The 18,748-nt window shown below is 45.2% G+C and carries 16 protein-coding genes and 1 pseudogene; 12 read left to right on the forward strand and 5 right to left on the reverse strand.

Features of this window, described 5'->3' with window-relative positions; translation table 11 throughout:
* Positions 1 to 130: 130 nt before the first annotated feature.
* The 3 genes and pseudogenes from ETB99_RS11485 to ETB99_RS11495 form a co-directional block, all read left to right on the forward strand.
* Positions 131 to 304: pseudogene (locus tag ETB99_RS11485) on the forward strand (substrate-binding domain-containing protein); the annotation flags it as partial.
* Complete coding sequence (locus tag ETB99_RS11490) at positions 297 to 1,838, forward strand: gluconokinase (protein WP_171700647.1); 1,542 nt, start codon at positions 297 to 299, stop codon at positions 1,836 to 1,838. The pseudogene ETB99_RS11485 and the gene ETB99_RS11490, both read left to right, overlap by 8 nt.
* 88 nt (positions 1,839 to 1,926) lie before the next feature.
* Positions 1,927 to 3,267, forward strand: a complete 1,341-nt coding sequence (locus ETB99_RS11495; RefSeq protein WP_171700648.1) for a GntT/GntP/DsdX family permease — start codon at positions 1,927 to 1,929, stop codon at positions 3,265 to 3,267.
* Positions 3,268 to 3,503: 236 nt separating this feature from the next.
* On the opposite strand, the gene ETB99_RS11500 is transcribed toward ETB99_RS11495, so the two are convergent.
* Positions 3,504 to 4,139 (reverse strand): FMN-dependent NADH-azoreductase, encoded by a 636-nt coding sequence (locus ETB99_RS11500; protein WP_171700649.1) that lies wholly within the window; start codon positions 4,137 to 4,139, stop codon positions 3,504 to 3,506.
* Positions 4,140 to 4,459: 320 nt separating this feature from the next.
* On the opposite strand from ETB99_RS11500, the gene ETB99_RS11505 reads away from it, so the two are divergent.
* The 4 genes from ETB99_RS11505 to ETB99_RS11520 all read left to right on the forward strand — a co-directional run bounded on the left by ETB99_RS11505 (position 4,460) and on the right by ETB99_RS11520 (position 8,132).
* Positions 4,460 to 4,603, forward strand: coding sequence for a hypothetical protein (locus ETB99_RS11505; protein WP_216366169.1), 144 nt, complete (start codon positions 4,460 to 4,462; stop codon positions 4,601 to 4,603).
* A 126-nt stretch (positions 4,604 to 4,729) separates the two neighbouring features.
* Positions 4,730 to 5,401, forward strand: a complete 672-nt coding sequence (locus ETB99_RS11510; protein ID WP_171700651.1) for an N-acetylmuramoyl-L-alanine amidase — start codon at positions 4,730 to 4,732, stop codon at positions 5,399 to 5,401.
* A 77-nt stretch (positions 5,402 to 5,478) separates the two neighbouring features.
* On the forward strand, positions 5,479 to 7,140 hold the full coding sequence (locus tag ETB99_RS11515; RefSeq protein ID WP_171700652.1) for a DUF6044 family protein: 1,662 nt from the start codon (positions 5,479 to 5,481) through the stop codon (positions 7,138 to 7,140).
* A complete protein-coding gene (locus ETB99_RS11520; protein WP_171700653.1) occupies positions 7,137 to 8,132 on the forward strand; it encodes a glycosyltransferase family 2 protein in 996 nt (331 codons plus the stop codon). Before ETB99_RS11515 ends, ETB99_RS11520 begins: the two co-directional genes overlap by 4 nt.
* An 8-nt stretch (positions 8,133 to 8,140) precedes the next feature.
* Here the strand turns inward: ETB99_RS11520 and ETB99_RS11525 are convergent, their stop codons facing one another.
* A complete protein-coding gene (locus ETB99_RS11525) occupies positions 8,141 to 9,307 on the reverse strand; it encodes an MFS transporter (protein WP_171700654.1) in 1,167 nt (388 codons plus the stop codon).
* A gap of 118 nt (positions 9,308 to 9,425) precedes the next feature.
* Here ETB99_RS11525 and ETB99_RS11530 point away from each other — a divergent pair, with 118 nt between their 5' ends.
* The 5 genes from ETB99_RS11530 (at position 9,426) to ETB99_RS11550 (ending at position 14,732) form a co-directional block, all read left to right on the forward strand.
* Complete coding sequence (locus ETB99_RS11530; protein WP_128999966.1) at positions 9,426 to 10,697, forward strand: sensor histidine kinase; 1,272 nt, start codon at positions 9,426 to 9,428, stop codon at positions 10,695 to 10,697.
* Between the two features lie 92 nt (positions 10,698 to 10,789).
* Positions 10,790 to 12,205 (forward strand): branched-chain amino acid transporter BcaP, encoded by a 1,416-nt coding sequence (gene bcaP / locus ETB99_RS11535; protein WP_171700655.1) that lies wholly within the window; start codon positions 10,790 to 10,792, stop codon positions 12,203 to 12,205.
* A gap of 251 nt (positions 12,206 to 12,456) precedes the next feature.
* The gene (locus tag ETB99_RS11540; RefSeq protein ID WP_171700656.1) at positions 12,457 to 13,242 is read left to right on the forward strand and encodes a TerC family protein; all 786 of its coding nucleotides are present in this window, start codon (positions 12,457 to 12,459) and stop codon (positions 13,240 to 13,242) included.
* 55 nt (positions 13,243 to 13,297) lie between these two features.
* Positions 13,298 to 13,801 carry a ferritin gene (locus ETB99_RS11545; protein ID WP_171700657.1) on the forward strand — a complete coding sequence of 168 codons (504 nt, stop codon included), beginning with the start codon at positions 13,298 to 13,300 and terminating at the stop codon, positions 13,799 to 13,801.
* 64 nt (positions 13,802 to 13,865) lie between these two features.
* Positions 13,866 to 14,732 (forward strand): DnaD domain-containing protein, encoded by an 867-nt coding sequence (locus ETB99_RS11550; protein ID WP_171700658.1) that lies wholly within the window; start codon positions 13,866 to 13,868, stop codon positions 14,730 to 14,732.
* A gap of 11 nt (positions 14,733 to 14,743) precedes the next feature.
* Here ETB99_RS11550 and ETB99_RS11555 read toward each other — a convergent pair whose 3' ends face one another.
* The 3 genes from ETB99_RS11555 to ETB99_RS11565 all read right to left on the reverse strand — a co-directional run bounded on the left by ETB99_RS11555 (position 14,744) and on the right by ETB99_RS11565 (position 18,698).
* Positions 14,744 to 16,090 carry a (Fe-S)-binding protein gene (locus ETB99_RS11555; protein WP_171700659.1) on the reverse strand — a complete coding sequence of 449 codons (1,347 nt, stop codon included), beginning with the start codon at positions 16,088 to 16,090 and terminating at the stop codon, positions 14,744 to 14,746.
* Complete coding sequence (gene glcD / locus ETB99_RS11560; protein ID WP_171700660.1) at positions 16,087 to 17,499, reverse strand: glycolate oxidase subunit GlcD; 1,413 nt, start codon at positions 17,497 to 17,499, stop codon at positions 16,087 to 16,089. Before glcD ends, ETB99_RS11555 begins: the two co-directional genes overlap by 4 nt.
* 95 nt (positions 17,500 to 17,594) lie before the next feature.
* Positions 17,595 to 18,698, reverse strand: a complete 1,104-nt coding sequence (locus ETB99_RS11565; protein ID WP_171700661.1) for a CdaR family transcriptional regulator — start codon at positions 18,696 to 18,698, stop codon at positions 17,595 to 17,597.
* Positions 18,699 to 18,748: the final 50 nt, after the last annotated feature.

Raw genomic sequence — 18,748 nt, forward strand, 5'->3', positions numbered from 1 at the left:
ATGTCTTCTGTTGACGGGCGAAACGATAGATCGTGTTCTTTTTACCACTTAGGGCATTTTCTATTACGGGGATGCCCTATTTGTGTTGCGCTCCTTTACATACTACTATCGGGATGAATAGTTACCATCTGTTTACACCCCTTCATTAACAACGATTGCCCAACCGACGTTTGAGATGGGAAAAAAGGCGGCAGAACGGTTGTTTATGCAAATGAATGGCGAGACTTCGCCACAAATGTTTCGGCTTGCTCCAAAGTTAATAGAAAGAGATTCAGCGAAGAAAAGAGGAGAGAAAAATGAATAGTAACCAAGTAGTCATCGGAGTAGATATTGGTACAACAAGCACAAAAGCTGTCATTTTTGAAGAAGATGGGCGTATTCGAGCGATGCATGCGGTTGAATATCCGATGCTTCATCCCCAACCGGGATGGGCGGAACAAGACCCTCACGTCCTTTTTTCAGCGGTGATGCAAAGTATACAAGGGGCGATATACAAAGGGGGCGTTTCATCGGAACAAGTGAAGGCGGTCGGGCTGAGTGTAGCGATGCATTCGCTCATGCTAGTCGACGATCATCATCGCCCATTGACGAATTGTATCATTTGGACGGACAATCGCAGCAACAAGCAAGCTGAACAGTTGCGAGCAAGTGAAAAAGGGATGGACATATATAAAAAAACAGGAACACCTATTCATCCGATGTCGCCGCTTGCTAAGTTAATGTGGTTTAAAGAGCATATGCCACACGTATTCGAACGCACACATAAGTTTATTTCTATTAAAGAATATGTGTTATATCAATGGTTTCAACAATATGTTGTCGATTATTCAATTGCCTCAGCTACCGGCTTATTTTCTTTACAGACGTTTGATTGGGATGAAGAAATTTTGCAATTCCTTCATATCGATCGTCAGCAACTATCGCAACTTGTCCCAACGACATATACACTACAGGGGATGGACAAAAAATGGGCGGAACAGCTTGGAATTTCCCGAAATACGCCTGTTGTCATCGGCGCAAGTGATGGTGTGCTCGCAAACGTCGGGGTCGGCGCAGTACTTCCTCATGAGGCGGCAATTACGATTGGAACAAGCGGTGCGGTACGAACGATTTCATCCGTTCCAAAAACGGACGAAAGAGGGAGGACGTTTTGTTATGTGTTGACGGAAAATGAATGGGTCGTTGGCGGGCCGACAAATAATGGCGGCATTTTACTTCGATGGTTGCGCGATGAATTTGGGGCGCAAGAAAAAGAAGTCGCAAAACGGCTCGGGATCGATCCGTACGATTTATTGACGCAATATGCGGCACGTGTACCCGCAGGGGCAGAAGGATTGTTATTTTTACCGTTTTTATCAGGGGAGCGAGCGCCCTATTGGGATGCACATGCACGTGGGACATTTTTCGGCATTAGTTTGCAACATAAGCGTGAGCATTTTATTCGTGCTGTCATGGAAGGGGTTTGTATGAGCGTCTTTTCCGTTGCCCTTGCGGTTCGGGATGTCATCGGACCGTTATCAGAAATTCGGGTGTCGGGCGGATTTGCGAAATCGCCTTTTTGGCGCCAAATGTTGTGCGATATGATGGGGAAAGAGTTGCTCGTCCCAGAGACGCATGAAGCCTCTGCGCTAGGGGCAGCAGCACTGGCGCTTTATGCGCAAGGTGATATTTCATCGCTTCAAGAAGTAAAATCGTGGTTGCGTATTTCATCGCGCCATGAGCCGAATGAACAACATACAGCGACATATGCGGAACTATTTGATTTGTATACAAGATTATATATGAAGTTAAAAGATGAGTTTCCAATCATCTCTTCGTTTCAAAGGAAATATGTGTAACTAAGGGGGTGATTTACTTCACAACTAAATCGGTTTAGTAATTGTAAGCGTTTACTGAACATTAAAAAAACAAAGGGGAGCGGAGAATATGGCATCGTCTTCGTTAATTTTAATTGTTATCGCTGGAATTAGTTTGTTATTATTTCTAATTATTCGCTCGAAGTTGCATGCGTTTGTTGCGCTATTGCTCGTTAGCTTACTCGTTGGCATTGCGGCAGGGATGCCATTAAAAAATGTGATCGAGTCCATTCAAAACGGAATGGGGGGAACGCTTGGATTTGTTGCGGTCGTCGTCGGATTAGGTGCGATGTTCGGTCAAATGCTTGAGGCGTCTGGGGGAGCAGAGCGTTTAGCACAAACGTTAATGAAAAAGTTTGGCGAAAGTAAAGCGCAGTGGGCGCTTGGAATTACGGGATTTTTCGTTGCGATCCCTGTATTTTTCGACGTTGGATTTATTATTCTTGTGCCGATCGTTTACGGGTTGGCGAAAAAGACAGGTCGTTCGCTTTTGTATTATGGCATTCCTTTGCTCGCCGGTTTGGCGGTGACGCATAGTTTTATCCCTCCAACGCCTGGGCCGATTGCGGTGGCGAATTTAATCGGGGCTGATTTAGGTTGGGTCATTTTATTTGGATTTATTGCAGGTATTCCTGCGATGATTGTAGCAGGACCGCTATTTGGAAAATATATTTCACAAAAAATTCATGCTTCCATTCCGCCATACATGGAATGGAAAGAACATGAGGATGAAAAAGATTTGCCAAGCTTCAGTTTAATTGCGACGATCATTCTTATTCCGTTGTTGCTCATTTTAATGAACACGGTTTCAGGTGTTGTGTTGCCAGAAAAAAGTACGCTTCGATCGTTTTTCACGTTTTTAGGACATCCGTTTGTTGCTTTAACGATCGCTACGTTGCTCGCTTTTTATTTCTTAGGACGGAAACGCGGTCTTTCTAAACAACAAGTACAAGATATTGCGACAAAGGCGTTAGAACCAGCGGGAATTATCATTCTTGTCACAGGTGCCGGTGGAGTGTTTAAGCAAATTTTAGTCGATTCAGGCGTCGGCAAAGTGCTTGCTGATATGATGGCAACATCTTCGTTACCACCAATCGTTCTTGCATTTATTATCGCAGCGCTTGTCCGCATTTCACAAGGATCAGCAACGGTGGCAATGGTCACCTCTGCCGGATTAATGGCACCGTTTATTGAGACGCTAGGCTTGACAGGTCCAATATTAGGGTTAATTACCATTGCGATTGCGGCAGGGGCAACGATTCTTTCACACGTCAACGACTCTGGTTTTTGGCTTGTGAATCGCTACTTTGGCCTAGAAGTGAAAGATACGTTAAAGTCATGGACAGTAATGGAAACGATCATCGCTTTCGTCGGTTTTTCAGTTGTATTTGTAATTAGTTGGTTTATCTAACTGTACAAGAGATCGTCTGTTATTCAGAAAATATCGGCAGGGGTGAGACGAATAAAGCAGTATAACCGATGCTTGAAGAGCTGTAAGAAGTATCGGGAGTTACTGAAGAAAAACTTACCTCTGGACTCGGCGAATGCTCTTAGGGAAATGGCTAAACATGTGAAAACAACATATTGCAGCAATAAAGGGCGTCCAAAAAGTCAGTTATTTTGGCTTTCTGGACGCCCTGTTTGTTATTAAAACTGTTTCGCTGCTTCTTTTGCTCGTTCGATCGCCTGTTGCTTAATGCTTTCTGCTTCGTTTGGAAAAGCGTTCATACCTTCGACCGCAATCGTTTGAACGTCTGTTATGCCGACAAAAGCGAGAACAGCTCTTAAATAGCGGTCACCAAACTCCAATTCTTTCGCCGGACCTTCAGAATATATACCTCCTCGCGCTTGAATGTGGAGCGCTTTTTTCCCTTTTAGTAGTCCAACAGGCCCTTCTTCTGTATATTTAAACGTTTTTCCGGCGATACAAAACGTATCGATATATGCCTTCAATTTTGGAGGGAAGCTAAAGTTCCACAGCGGTGTGACGAATACATATTTGTCAGCTTCCATAAATTGTTCACATAATTCGTTGATGCGCGCTACTTTTTGTTGTTCATCTTTGCTTAATTGGTCAAATGCTTGTCCTTGTTGAAGTTTGCCCCAGCCGCTAAATACATCAGCATCAATGTAAGGGACGTCGATATCGTACAAGTGTAGTTCAACGATTTCATCTTCTGGATGATGTTGTTTGTAAGTTTCTAAAAACGCACGCCCGACTGATAAACTAAATGATTGTTGTTCTTGTTTTGGATTTGCGGTAATATAAAGTACTTTTGCCATGACGATTCCTCCTTGATGTAAGTTTACACTTACTTATATTTCGCTTTAATATGAAAAGCTATAACTATAATATAGTTTGTTACTCACCTTTGTAAAGTAAAAAGATTGCTGATTAGATGATAAACAGCGAAGGAATAGGTAAAATACGTATGTAGGTATAAAAATAAAAGGACGGATGATTCATGACAGGGCATGTATTTCATAAGAACAGTGCTTGGCACTAATCAAGCGACAAGCCCTTGACACATATATTAATAAAAGAGCAAATGTGAAGGGGGCTGAGGGGTGAACATTTTAGTCATTTGGCGGTTGTTGACGAAATGACGAAACATATGCCTGACGATTGGCCGATGACGGAAGAAGAACGAAAGCAACTCGTTCATACGCTCGTGTATAGGCGTGATCATGTCGTTCCGCATCTCATCCGCAAATGTTGCAAACAGCTTTGGCCTGAGCTAGCATAGCTTAGGCTTTTTTCATGTGCGAGCGAAAGAAAAAATAGATAAATAGGAAAAGGCCGTATCCTTTGTCCAAGATCATGTATATGTTATTAGCAGAGAGAAAATTTGTTAGAAAGGTGTGAGGATATGATGGTGAAAATTGTTTTAGATGCAGGGCATGGAGGGCGTGATCCGGGGGCGGTCGGAAACGGACTTCGTGAAAAAGATGTAACGTTAACGATTGTGACGAAAATAGGGGAGATGTTGAAAGAGTATGAACATGTCGATGTACACTATACGCGGACAGACGACCAGTTTATTGAACTCTCGGAACGGGCAGCGATGGCGAATCGGATCGGTGCGGACTTCTTTTTATCCGTTCATGTGAACGCAGGTGGTGGAACAGGATTTGAATCGTATATATTCAATGGAAATGTGAGCAAAGAAACTGTTTCATATCAAAACATCATTCATGATGAAGTGATGAAAGCGATTGGAGATGTGCGCGATCGCGGAAAAAAACGTGCTAACTATGCGGTGCTTCGTCAAACGAATATGCCAGCTTTATTGACGGAAAACTTATTTATCGACAACGCAGGAGATGCCGCGAAGCTGAAATCAGACGAATTTCTGTCGCAAATTGCCCGCGGTCATGTGGAAGGAATGGCGAAAGCGTTCGGATTGCAAAAGAAACCGCCTGCTCCACCGAAAGACGATGGAAAGTTATACCGCGTGCAAGTCGGAGCATTTCGCGATAAAAAAAATGCAGAACGTCTCGTCGAAGAGTTAAGAAAAAAAGGATACGATGCGATCATTGTTTAACCTCTGCGATTGGCAGGGGATTTTTTATGCATATTTTTCATTTGTTGTTAAAAAATAATAGCGAATGGAGGGGCGTTATGAGACTGTTCACATGTGGCATCATCATCGTTTGTTTACATGCCTTGCCGTATTTTTTACTTGGGGAAGATGCGCACATGCGCGTGCACGATAATTTAGACTCTAATATTGCTTGGTATCGCGTGCTCGTACAAAGTGGCGAGCTGTTCGGCTCCGTTCATGCGACAATTCCGCAAATCATCGGCGGCTTGCCGCGCAACGCGTACGGGACGGAGTTTAGCGGCATCGTTTGGCTTCATGCGCTCTTTCCGTCCGTTTATGCTTACGGGCTTAGCCAGCTGTTGACGCGCGTATTTGCGTTTATCGGCATGTATATGTTGTTGAAAACGCACGTATTAAAGGAGCGAGAAGCGACGGCAGAATGGATTCGCGTTGGTGTGGCTCTTACGTTTGCCTTGACGCCGTTTTGGCCGTCAGGCATGCTTAGCACGCTCGGTATGCCGCTAGCGTTATGGGCGCTACTTAACATTCGAGCGGGCGATCGTTCGTGGAAAAATTATGTCGTACTCACGCTTCTTCCTTTCTATTCTAGCTTCGTGCTCGGTTTTTTCTTTTTTTTAAGCGCGATGTTTTTGTTTTGGATTGTTGATGCGTGGCGTCGCCGACCGAATATGCCGTTATTGCTGGCGCTCGTATATATGACCGCCCTTTATTTAGCAATTGAATATCGGCTTGTTCATTCATTTTTATTTGCGACCGAACCGACAAGTCGGGATGAATATTTCCATGCCCGTCTGTCGTTATGGCGCTCGCTTCGACTAACATTAAAAAACTACATATTCGGTCATACGCATGTGATGACGATTCATACGCTTGTCATTTTACCTGTCACGTTCATCGCCTTATATATCGTATGGAAACGAAAATGGTGGCGGAATGAACGGCTATTTTGGCAGCTTCATGTGCTCAATTTCATTTTGTCGCTTTGGTATGCGTTTTGGTTTTACAAGGGATGGCTTCCTGCGACAGAAGCGTTTCCGTTTTTAGATCGCTTTAATTTTGCACGCTATCATTTTTTACGCCCGATGATCATTTACGTCTTGTTTGCTTTGTCGCTTCGCATCATTTGGCGCGCATGGGATCGGCGCATCGTTTCATTTGCGCTTTTTGCGCAACTTGTGGTGGCGCTGTTGTTTCATGAACAAATCGTCTATCGCGACAAGCCAACGTTTCGCGCCTTTTATGCGGAAAGGCAATTTCAAGACATCAAACAATATATCGGAAAGCCCGTTCATACGTATCGCGTCGTCAGCATCGGCATACATCCAGCGATTGCACAATATAACGGTTTTTACACGTTAGATACGTACAACAATTTTTATCCACTTTCGTATAAACATCAGTTTCGTCAAATCATTGCGAGCGAGCTAAATAAAAATAAAAAGCTAAAGGAATATTTCGATGAGTGGGGCGGACGTTGTTATATTTTTGTTGCGGAACTTGGGAAAAAATATATGTTTACGAAACGATCAAACAAACGCATTCGCCACTTGCAACTTCATACGGACGTTTTATATGACATGGGCGGGCGATACGTTTTTTCCGCCTTGCCGATTAACAATGCGAAAGACAATCAACTCAAGCTATTGCGCACGTTTCACCATAAAGAATCAGCATGGACGATTTATTTATACGAAGTAGAAGGAGGGAAAACGACATGACCGTTTTAGCGATCGTTGTGCCTTGTTATAACGAGGAGGAGATGTTGCCGGAGACGATCGAACAGTTGCGGGCATTGCGGCAACAACTTATCGATGAACAGCTCATTTCTTCGGAAAGTAAAATTGTGTTTGTCGATGATGGGAGCCGCGATCGGACGTGGACGATCATTTATAAAGCGTGTTTGCGCTACGAAGAAATAAAAGGAATTAAACTAGCGGGAAACGCAGGGCATCAACACGCGCTGTTAGCGGGGATGATTGCCGCTAAACAAATGGCGCATTGCGTTGTGACGATGGATGCTGATTTACAAGACGACATATACGTCGTTCGCGAGTTTGTGCGCAAATTTCAAGAAGGATACGACATCGTCTACGGGGTAAGAAAAAAGCGTGACGTTGACTCATATATGAAGCGATGGACAGCTGAGACGTTTTATCGCTTCATGAATCGCATCGGGGTGAAGTTGATTTATAATCATGCTGACTATCGCCTTATGAGCCGGAGGGCAGTCGAAGCGCTAGCGCAATTTCGTGAAGTGAATCTGTTTTTACGTGGCGTTGTACCACTGCTTGGCTTTCCGTCGACGACCGTATATTATGACCGAAAAGAGCGGAAAGCAGGAGTGACGAAATATCCATTCATGAAAATGATTCGCTTTGCGTTCGATGGGTTAACATCGTTTAGCATGATGCCGATTCGTTTCGTCTCTCTTCTCGGTTTTTGTTCGTTTGTTGTGAGCGTATTATTTGCGTTATATGTGCTATTTTTAAAAATGACAGGCCATACGCAGACGGGCTGGACGTCGCTGATCATGTCCATTTGGCTTGTCGGAGGATTGCAGCTCATGGCGATCGGTTTAGTCGGGGAGTATATTGGAAAAGTATATCAAGAAGCCAAACAACGTCCGCGCTACATTGTCGACGTCGATTTGTTAAATGGACCGATGATCGCAAGGCACGAGCGGGAAAAACTAGCTGAGGAAATTAGTTAAGGCTCCGATTACGCGGAGCCTTTTTGCATCATGGTGCGTTGAAACGATTGAAGCAGGACGAATGAAACGAACGTAAGCACAATCCCTGTCATATACGGCAAGCTCGGCTTCAATGTAAATAGCCAGCCTGCAATCGCCGGTCCGCCGATGCGCCCGAGCGAATCGAACGATGATAACAGCCCTGTTGCGCTTCCTTGTCCGTCCGTCGTATGTTTCGTTAATAAGGCGGATACACATGGGCGAATGACGCCGTTACCGATGCCGAAAATCGTTAAATAAAGGGCAGCTGTCCAAAAGTTATGGATAAATAAAATGAGCGAAAATCCGAGTGCTGAAAGCAATAGTCCAGCGCGAATGACCGTCCCTTCGCCGAACGACTGAATAAGTTTGCCAAGCAGTCCTCCTTGAATGACCGCCCCAGCAAGTCCCATAATCATAAAAATATAACCGAGTTCAGTAGAAGCAAGTCCAGCACGTTGAGCCGCAAAATATGCAAATGTCGCTTCCAGCCCCGCAAGCGAAAACGTGACGATCAACTGCAATACGTATAGACGCGATACGTCGCTTCGTAACGCCGTCATCAGTGATGGACGTTTCGTTTCGCCGTTTGCGCGTTTTTCTTTTGGCAGCGACTCGTTTAAGAAAAAGAAAACGAATACCGCCGTCACAAAAGCTAAACTGCCTGCGATCCAAAACGGAACGGTTAAGCTATGTTTCGAAAACACGCCGCCGATGGCTGGTCCGAAAATAAAGCCGAGCCCGACCGCCGCCCCGATGATGCCCATGCCTTTTCCGCGATTTTCTTCGGTCGTCACATCGGCAACGTACGCCATCGCTGTCGGCATCGTTGCGGCCGATAAAAAGCCACCGATGATGCGCGCTGCAAACAACATCCAAAGTTTTGTTGCTAAGGCGAATAAGAAAAACGAAAGCGCTAGACCAAAAATGCCGAGCAGTAAAAACGGCTTGCGTCCGTAACGATCAGACAGCCGTCCCCACATCGGTGCAAATAAAAATTGCATAAACGAATATACCGCCATTAACCAGCCGAGCTGTGTTGGGGTGGCACCGATGTTTTCAGCGTAAAACGGAAGGACAGGAATAATAATTCCGAATCCCATCATGACGAAAAACATGACAATAAATAAAAGCGGCAAATAACGCCGATCGTTCATATGACCATCTCCACTATGTAGTTTGCATCTTTATCATAATGGAAATGTGACCATTTTTCAAAGATGTCGCTGCATTGACAACGGAAAAAGTTTTCGCGAAACTGAGATTGGATGAACGATGTGGGAGAGTGAAGAAATGACATATATAAACCAACATGTGTTAAACAACTTATTTTACATTTTAGTAAGCATTTTTTTCTTTTACTTTTTGTACGATCACGTCCGCTTTTTTCAACAAAAAAAGGCGCATCAACATGTGTTGCTCATCGCATGTTTAAGTGTCCCCCTTATTTTATGTATGAAATATCCAATTTATATCGCACCAGATTGCGTGCACGATTTGCGACAAGTGCCGTTTTTGATCGGCACGTTTTACGGCGGTTGGGCGGTGAGCGTACCGCTATTGCTTATTTTGCTTGTGGCGCGCTTTATGATGTATGGATATGAGTTTATTACCGTTGCGGTATATGTGATGATGTGCCTATGCGGTAGCTTGTTTTCTCCGTTTTTTCAGCAGCTTACAAGAAAGCAGCGGCTCGTTGCTTCGGCGGCGATGACGTTTCTTTTGGCGATTGCGGCAACGGTGTTGGCGGTCGCCATTTCCGATTTTCAAGTGACGGAATCGTACGTTGTCGATTTTATTCTCGTTCCTCCTGTTGCGATGTTGTTCGTTGTATTTATCATTGAAACGTTGCGAGAGGCGCTGTTTATTCGTTCAAAAGCGATCAAGTTGGAGAAAATGGAAGTCGTCAGTCAGCTTGCCGCCAGCATTTCCCATGAAATTCGCAATCCCCTTACAGTCGTCAAAGGTTTTATGCAACTGATGAAAGCAAAAGACATATCAGCGGAAACAAAAGAGCAATATATGAATATCGCCCTCGAGGAGTTAAACCGCGCCTGCATGATCATTGACGATTATTTAACGTTTGCGAAGCCGTTTCCTGAAAAAATTGAGACGCTTCATGTGGAGCGGGAGCTAGAAAAAGTGATCGACATGTTGCGTCCGTTTGCGAACATGTATGGCGTACAAATTGTCGCAACACTCATGCCTGCCACGATGGAAGGAAACGCACAATATTTTCGGCAATGTTTTTTAAATATAATAAAAAATGGCATTGAAGCAACAACAAATGGCGGTAAGGTATATGTCGATGCCCACGCCGATGGAAAAACGGTTACGATCGTTGTGCGCGATGAAGGGGAGGGGATGACGAAAGAGCAACTTGCTCGTTTTGGTGAGCCGTATTTCAGCACGAAAGAAAAAGGAACAGGGCTCGGGGCGATGGTGTCGATTCGCATCATTGAAATGATGAACGGAACATGGCGCATTCAAAGTGAAAAAGGGCGTGGAACGACGATGACAGTCAGCTTCTCGTTATTAGAAAAATAAAAATATTGCGAAATAGCGAAAAAGTATTGTCTTTAATGATTTTGGGCGTTAAAGTATAAAATGAACATAACGAGTAAGGGGAGTTTACATCGATGAGTTTGTTCAGGAGAAAGTCGGTTGAAGCGCTGATGAGCGAATCAGGAAAAAATGGGGCAACGCTCAAAAAAGAATTAGGCGCATTTGATTTAACGATGCTTGGCATCGGTGCGATTATTGGAACAGGTATTTTCGTTTTAACGGGGGTAGCGGCTGCTGAACATGCGGGACCAGCGCTTGTTCTTTCGTTTATTTTATCTGGATTGGCGTGCGTCTTTGCGGCGCTTTGTTATGCGGAGTTTGCATCGAGCGTTCCGGTGTCAGGGAGCGCGTATACGTACAGCTATGCGACATTTGGGGAATTAATCGCTTGGATGCTCGGTTGGGATTTAATTTTAGAGTATGGTGTGGCAGCTTCGGCTGTTGCGGCAGGCTGGTCTGGTTATTTCCAAGGATTGCTTGCCGGATTTGGCATTGAGTTGCCGAAAGCATTAACGAGCGCTTACGATCCAGCAAACGGGACGTTTATTGATGTGCCCGCCATTGTCATCGTCTTGCTTATTACGCTTTTATTGACGCAAGGGGTGAGGAAATCCGCTCGTTTTAATGCAATCATGGTCGTTATTAAAGTGGCGGTTATTTTATTGTTTATTGCGGTTGGCGTATGGTATGTGAAGCCAGAAAACTGGACGCCGTTTATGCCGTTTGGATTTTCCGGTGTTGCGGCAGGAGCGGCGACGGTGTTTTTCGCTTACTTAGGGTTTGATGCGGTATCGACAGCGGCAGAAGAAGTGCGCAATCCGCAGCGCAATATGCCGATCGGGATTATCGCATCGCTTGTGATTTGTACGCTTCTTTACATTGCGGTGTCGCTTATTTTGACAGGCATTGTGCCGTATGATCAGTTGGGAGTAAAAAATCCAGTTGCTTTTGCGTTAAACTATATTCAACAAGATTGGGTGGCGGGATTTATTTCGCTCGGTGCGATTACAGGCATTACGACGGTGCTTCTTGTCATGCTTTATGCACAAACGCGCCTCTTTTATGCGATTAGCCGCGACGGCTTGCTTCCGTCATTGTTTGCGAAAGTGAGCGAGCGCAAGCAAGTGCCGCTTGTGAACTCATGGGTAACAGGCATTGCCGTTTCCATTTTTGCCGGTGTCATCCCGTTAAATAAATTGGCGCATTTAACAAATATCGGAACGTTGTTTGCATTTACGACTGTTGCGATCGGCATTTTAGTGTTGCGAAAAACGGAACCGAATTTAAAACGAAGCTTTATGGTGCCGTTTGTGCCGGTCATTCCGTTGCTTGCGGTAGCGTTTTGTACGTATTTAGCGCTTCAGCTTCCTGCCATGACGTGGCTTAGCTTTGGCGGTTGGCTCGCGATCGGTTTCGTCATTTACTTCTTGTATGGTCGCAAGCATAGCAAGCTAAACGAGGCGCATGCGGAACAAAAACAAGTAAGTTGACGGGTTGACAAAATGTGTTCATGTTTTTATAATAAAATTACAGTTAAATTATAGTTTTCCTTTACAAAGGGGAGTAGCGTTCAGGCGTTCGCCTGAAAACAAAGTCGTCAATTCGTGGCATCGTCCATCGGCTTTGTTGGCACAACATGTGTCTAGCGAGACCTTTGCCGTTCGGCGAAGGTCTTTTTTGCGTTTTCATGATTTTTTGCCGACGGGCGAGGGAAAACTACATATTACAGGAGGGATCATTGATGGATGTATCATTGTTGTTAGAGTATGGTTGGGTGCTTCTCGTTTTAATCGGATTGGAGGGCATTTTAGCGGCCGATAACGCTGTCGTCATGGCGGTGATGGTCAAACATTTGCCGGAAAAACAACAAAAACGGGCGCTCTTCTACGGGCTTGCCGGGGCGTTTATTCTTCGCTTCGCTGCGCTTTTCGTCATTTCGTATTTAGTGAATATTTGGCAAATTCAAGCGCTCGGTGCGTTGTATTTAATGTTTATTGCGGTGCATCATTTTATCAATAAAAATCGCGATGGCTCGCATAAAACAGAGAAAAAGCAATCTGGTTTTTGGATGACTGTACTGAAAGTGGAACTTGCTGACTTAGCGTTTGCGATCGATTCGATTTTAGCGGCAGTCGCTTTAGCGATGACGTTGCCGGATACAAATTTACCAGCGATCGGCGGCATGGACGGCGGAAAGTTTTTAGTCATCTTCGCCGGTGGATTGATGGGTGTCATCATTATGCGTTTTGCGGCGAATGCGTTCGTCAAACTATTGCAAAAACGCCCAAGCCTAGAATCGGCCGCATTTTTAATCGTCGGTTGGGTTGGGGTGAAATTGGCAGTATATACGCTTGCACATCCAAGCTTAGCAGTCGTTTCCGAACATTTCGCGCATTCGGCGTTATGGAAAGCGATTTTCTGGATCGTTCTTTTAGCGATCGTAGCTGGCGGCTGGTTTTTCTCAGGAAAAGAAACACAACAACAGAAAGAAGCGATTCAAACGTTGAAAAAAGCGCAAAACGAGTAAAAGGAGGCACGTTCCTCCTTTTTTTGTTATAATGAGAAGAGGAGGAGTGAGATTTATGTTAAGTGAAAAATTGTTAAACGGACTGAATGAACAAATGAATTTCGAATTTTATTCCGCACATGCGTATATGGCGATGGCGGCATATTGCTCGGCGGAAGGATTGGACGGTTTTGCGAACTTCTTTTTAGTGCAGGCAGAAGAAGAACGTTTTCATGCGATGAAGTTTTACAACTTCATTAACGCGCTCGGCGAGCGGGCGGTGATGACCGGCTTTCCTGCGCCAAACAACGAATTTACGTCCGTTCGCGACTGCTTTGAAAAAGCGCTCGCCCATGAAAAAGAAGTGACGCGCCGCATTTATAAACTATCTGACTTGGCGTTAGACGAGCGCGAACATGCGACGATGAACTTTTTAAAATGGTTTATTGACGAACAAGTAGAAGAAGAGTCGATGTTTGATACGCTTATTCAAAAACTAAAACGCATCGAAGGCGACAGCAATTCGTTGTTTATGCTCGACAACGAACTTGCCCAGCGCACATTCACACCAGAACCATAAAGGGAATGCGAAGGCATTCTCTTTTTTATCCCCCCCTAACCAAATGTCGTGTATGAGGCGATAAATGGATATAGGGGGGGTTGTGATGAAGAAGTGGTTAGTCGATGATGAGCCGTTATTCGTTTTGCCGACGGTGGCGGTAAAGCTTGGACTAAATGAAAGCATATTTTTACAACAACTTCATTATTGGCTCGAAAAAAGTACGCATACGTACGATGGATATACGTGGGTATATAACACATACGAAGGATGGAAAAAACAGTTTCCGTTTTGGTCAGAAAGCACGATTCGGCGCACGATCGTCCGGCTTGAGAAAAAAGGGATCGTCGTGTCAAGGTATCGTTCGAAACTGGATAAAACGAAATGGTATCGCATTGACTACGATGTGCTTACCAAAGTGCTTGACACAAACGTTGTACATGACGAGCAAGTGACGGAAGATGACGAGAACATGTGTATCGAAAAAACGAACGGTCAACATGACGAGCGGACGATGCAACATGACGCATCGCACGCGTCAACTTGCCAAGACGCACGTCGCAATATGAACAGACAAACAAATATAACAACAGATCATACGTTACAAAACTTGATTTATTTTTATGAACAAAATGGTTTCGGGACGATCAGTAGCTATGTCGGTGAACAGATGGCGCTATGGGTGAATGACACGTCAGCGGAATGGGTGCTCGAAGCGTTAACGATCGCGTTAAAAAACGGAGTGAAAACGTGGAAATATGCCGAGGGGATTTTGCGCAATTGGAAGAAGCATGGTCGCATAAAAAAAGAAAAACGGGCGGTGCGAACGGAATTGATTCCGGAATGGCTATATATCGACTATACGCAATATGAGCGGAGAACGTATAACGAAGCGGAACTCGAACAAAAGCGGCGTGAGTTAGAAGAACGATTAAAAAAGAAAAGGGCATGAATGTCCATACCCTATCCGATTTGTTTAAGTGGTTGGTCGTTTTCGTTTGTTGCTTCTACAGCTTCTACAAGCAATTCAACGAGATGGACGGCGCGTACGTTTGTGAGTCCTTCCCGTTCAATGCCGAGCTTCATTTGTAGTAAACAGCCGGGATTGGCGGTTACAATTGTCGTCGCTTTCGTTTGTTTTACTTGTTCCATTTTGTAGTCGAGCACTTGCATCGACATATCCGGTTCGATGATGTTATAAATGCCCGCAGACCCACAACATCGGTCGGCATCTTTCATTTCACGAAACTCGACGCCTGCAATCGACTGAAGCAATAGGCGTGGTTCTTTTGCGGTTTTCATGACGTTGCGCAAATGGCATGAATCTTGATACGTCACCGTTTGGTTTGGCAAGCGCCATCCTTGCTTATGAAAGCCGAGTTCCACTAAAATGACGGACACATCTTTTATTTTTGCGACAAACGCTTTCGCACGATCCGCCCAAACAGGATCGTCTTTTAACAAATGGTCGTATTCGATTAAAAAGGCGCCGCACCCGCCAGCGTTTGTAATGATGTAATCGACATCGAGTGTTTCAAACGCTTCGATGTTGCGTTTCGCTAACGTTTTTGCGTCCGCTTTTTCACCGCTATGTCCATGAAGCGCCCCGCAACACGTTTGCGCCTCAGGAATGACGATGTCACAACCAACAAGCCGTAACAGTTTCATCGTCGCATCGTTGATGTCCATAAACATCGTATCCATTAAACAACCACGAAAAAAAGCGACACGCCGCTTGCGTAGGGGGAGCGCTTCTACATGCGTCGGGCGCTCATTCATTTGTTTCCACGTCGGCACGTTTGGCAACACGTTTTCCATCATCGCTAAATGATTTGGCAATAGGCGCAATAACCCGAGTTTGCGAACGAGCGCTTGCAACCTAGAGCGTTGATACACGCCGATGAGGGCGGTCACCATTCGCATTCGCTTTGGATGAGGGAATAGCTGCTTAAATACGACGTGGCGAACGAGACGAACGAACCACGGATATCGTTTATGTTGCGCAATAATGTCGCGCGCTTCTTCTAGTAAATGGCCGTAGCGCACTCCAGAAGGGCAAACGGGCTCGCACGCTCGGCAGCCGAGGCACAATTGGAGCGAACGTTCGACGTCTTTATCCGGTTCAATGAGCCCGTCGACGACCGCTTTCATGAGCGCAATGCGTCCGCGCGGCGAGTGCGACTCTTGAAAGCCGGATTCAATATACGTCGGGCATGTCGGCAAACAAAAACCGCACCGCATACAGTTTAATAACTCGTCTTCATTCATGCGCGCTTGAAATTGTTGTTGGATGAGCTGTTCGTTTTTCATCGCGTCATCACCACCCGTTTGCGCGTGCTTTTTGCGAACACTTTCCCTGGATTCATAATGTTGTTCGGATCGAGCGCTCGTTTAATCGCCTGCATCGCAGCGATTCCTTCTTTACCGAGCTTCCATTCTAAATACGGCGCTTTCATCACGCCGACGCCATGCTCGCCAGTAATCGTGCCGCCAAGCTCAATCGCTTTTGCAAATATGTCTTCGAACGCTTGCTCGACGCGATGCAGTTCGTCTTTGTCGCGCACATCGGTCGGACATGTCGGATGAAGGTTGCCGTCACCTGCGTGACCGAACGTGCAAATGTTGACGTTATATTTTTTAGCAATATCGTTAATCGCTTTCACCATATTTGCAATTTGCGAACGTGGAACGGTCGCATCTTCTAAAATCGTCGTCGGTTTTAAGCGAGCGAGCGCCGATAGCGCTGAGCGACGCGCTGTGCGCAAATTGTTTGCTTCTTCTTCCGTTTGTGCTACTTGAACAGAAATGGCGTGTTGTTCGCGGCAAATGCGCGCCATCGCTTCCATATCGCGCTCAACGACTTCTTTCGAACCGTCTTGTTCGATGAGCAACACCGCTTTAACGTCCGTCGGCAAGCCGATGTTGACGAACGACTCGACGACTTGTAACGTCGGCTGGTCTAAAAATTCAAGCGTTGTCGGAATGATTTTGTTGGCGATAATGGCGGAAACGGAGCGTGCTGCCGCCTCTAAATCTTCATATAACGCGAGCATCGTTTTTTTCGTCTCCGGCATCGGAATGAGTTTTAACGTCGCTTCTGTAATGATCCCGAGCGTGCCTTCCGAGCCGACAAACAGGCGCGTTAAATCGTAGCCCGCGACGTCTTTCGCGAGCTTTCCGCCCGTACGAATGATGTCACCGTTGGCAAGCACAACTTCAAGCCCCATGACGTAATCGCGCGTCACGCCGTACTTTAAACCGCGCAAACCGCCGGAATTTTCATTAATGTTTCCTCCGATCGTTGAAATTTTCATCGAGCTTGGATCGGGCGGATAAAATAGTCCTTTTGCTTCGACAGCGTGAATAAGGTCAAGCGTAATAACGCCCGGCTGAACGGTAACCGTTAAGTTTTCTTCATCAATTTCTAATATGCGATTCATATGTTTAAAAATGATGACGATGCCGCCTTCTGTTGGACATGTGCCTGCACAAAGATTTGTTCCTGAGCCGCGCGGCACGATCGGAATGCGGTGCTCATTGCAAATCTTTACAATTTCGCTCACTTCTTTTGTGTTGCGCGGGGCGATAACTGCGTCAGGAAGCGATTGAAAGTTTGGTGTTGCGTCATAGGAATAAACGAGCCGTCCGGCTTTCGAATCATCGTAGTTTTCTGCACCGACGATGTCAATGAACTGTCGTTTCACTTGTTCAGTAATCATATCATCCACCTTCTTTCCTTTGTTTGTACTGTAAGCATATAAAAAAGCGGGAAAACCCGCTATGTATAAACATATAAAAATAAAACGCTTACAGATTATTTTTTTGTTGTTTCATCTAAAAAACGAATAGCTAAGTATAAGGTGATGATATGTTCGAGATGGCGCACGTTCAGTTTCGTATAATCTTGTATTTTTTTTAGCCGATAATGAAGCGTATTAATATGAATGTGAAGCGCCTCTGCCGTTCGTTTGAGCGATAAGTGGTTGGCGAAAAAAGTACGCAATGTATGAAGAAGCTCTTGTTCATTCATTAATGGCGCAATCGTTCGTTTAATAAGTTCTTGTTTTGTCGCAAGCGAAATGTCTTCTAAACACATGTCCAATCGTAAATCTTCATCGAAAACGATGTCGCCTGTTTGTTTGGCGATATGAAGGGCACGTTCGGCTTGCTTATACGAATGGTACGCCTGTTTACTATCTCCCATTTTTCCGCATCCGATATGAAGCGTCACATCGTATTTGTCTAATAGTGCGCGTTGCATCGTTTTGATTTTAGCGATCGTTCGTTCTTTGTCATCGTCTGTTTGTAAAATAAGTAAGCGATCGTTTCCCCAACGGACGATGACGTCACGTGCATCGTTCCAAACGGTTTGAACGTATTTCCACATGTCAACGGAAATCGTTTGTTTTGTTTCCTTTAACGAAGCGATAATGACACGCCGTTTAACATGCAGATCGATATGAAACAGTTGGGCTCGCTCGTGCAAGGATGGCGACCATTCGCGCGCTTGCAGCCAATCGAAGACGAACGTTTCAAGCGCACGCGCTTCAAGTTGTAACTGTTCCGTATAGTAGTTTTCTTGAATGAGAAGCTCGGTCATTTTTTTTAATAGCTCACCGTATGGTGATACGTTCGCTGGGTCTCCTGTAATGCCGATGACGCCAATGACGTCACCGTGAAAAAAAACAGGTAAGTTGATGCCAGCTTTTACTCCTTTGAGCTTTCCTTCGTCTTCTTTCGTAATGATTCGTTTTTGTTTTTCTTGGCAAACGAGAAACGCGCCTTCATGAAATTGCCCGATGCGCGTCGGGTCGGTGCTGGCGATAATGATGCCATGCGTGTCGACGATAATGAGATCTTCATGAATGAGGCGGCGGACGTCCGACACAATTTTTTTCGCAAGGTGAGGGGAAAGCATGCGTCCACTTCCTTTCTGAGTGAATACAAACGAAGAAACCGTCCTTTTGA

Origin of the sequence: Anoxybacillus sp. CHMUD, assembly GCF_013096965.1 — a bacterium.
Lineage (GTDB): Bacteria > Bacillota > Bacilli > Bacillales > Anoxybacillaceae > Anoxybacillus > Anoxybacillus kestanbolensis_A.

Bases quoted from the DNA above. Each gene is read 5' to 3' on its own strand.
- ETB99_RS11490 (WP_171700647.1), top strand. From the start codon at position 297: ATGAATAGTAACCAAGTAGTCATCGGAGTAGATATTGGTACAACAAGC.
- ETB99_RS11495 (WP_171700648.1), top strand. From the start codon at position 1,927: ATGGCATCGTCTTCGTTAATTTTAATTGTTATCGCTGGAATTAGTTTG.
- ETB99_RS11500 (WP_171700649.1), bottom strand. From the start codon at position 4,139: ATGGCAAAAGTACTTTATATTACCGCAAATCCAAAACAAGAACAACAA.
- ETB99_RS11505 (WP_216366169.1), top strand. From the start codon at position 4,460: ATGACGAAACATATGCCTGACGATTGGCCGATGACGGAAGAAGAACGA.
- ETB99_RS11510 (WP_171700651.1), top strand. From the start codon at position 4,730: ATGGTGAAAATTGTTTTAGATGCAGGGCATGGAGGGCGTGATCCGGGG.
- ETB99_RS11515 (WP_171700652.1), top strand. From the start codon at position 5,479: ATGAGACTGTTCACATGTGGCATCATCATCGTTTGTTTACATGCCTTG.
- ETB99_RS11520 (WP_171700653.1), top strand. From the start codon at position 7,137: ATGACCGTTTTAGCGATCGTTGTGCCTTGTTATAACGAGGAGGAGATG.
- ETB99_RS11525 (WP_171700654.1), bottom strand. From the start codon at position 9,307: ATGAACGATCGGCGTTATTTGCCGCTTTTATTTATTGTCATGTTTTTC.
- ETB99_RS11530 (WP_128999966.1), top strand. From the start codon at position 9,426: ATGTGGGAGAGTGAAGAAATGACATATATAAACCAACATGTGTTAAAC.
- bcaP (WP_171700655.1), top strand. From the start codon at position 10,790: ATGAGTTTGTTCAGGAGAAAGTCGGTTGAAGCGCTGATGAGCGAATCA.
- ETB99_RS11540 (WP_171700656.1), top strand. From the start codon at position 12,457: ATGGATGTATCATTGTTGTTAGAGTATGGTTGGGTGCTTCTCGTTTTA.
- ETB99_RS11545 (WP_171700657.1), top strand. From the start codon at position 13,298: ATGTTAAGTGAAAAATTGTTAAACGGACTGAATGAACAAATGAATTTC.
- ETB99_RS11550 (WP_171700658.1), top strand. From the start codon at position 13,866: ATGGATATAGGGGGGGTTGTGATGAAGAAGTGGTTAGTCGATGATGAG.
- ETB99_RS11555 (WP_171700659.1), bottom strand. From the start codon at position 16,090: ATGAAAAACGAACAGCTCATCCAACAACAATTTCAAGCGCGCATGAAT.
- glcD (WP_171700660.1), bottom strand. From the start codon at position 17,499: ATGATTACTGAACAAGTGAAACGACAGTTCATTGACATCGTCGGTGCA.
- ETB99_RS11565 (WP_171700661.1), bottom strand. From the start codon at position 18,698: ATGCTTTCCCCTCACCTTGCGAAAAAAATTGTGTCGGACGTCCGCCGC.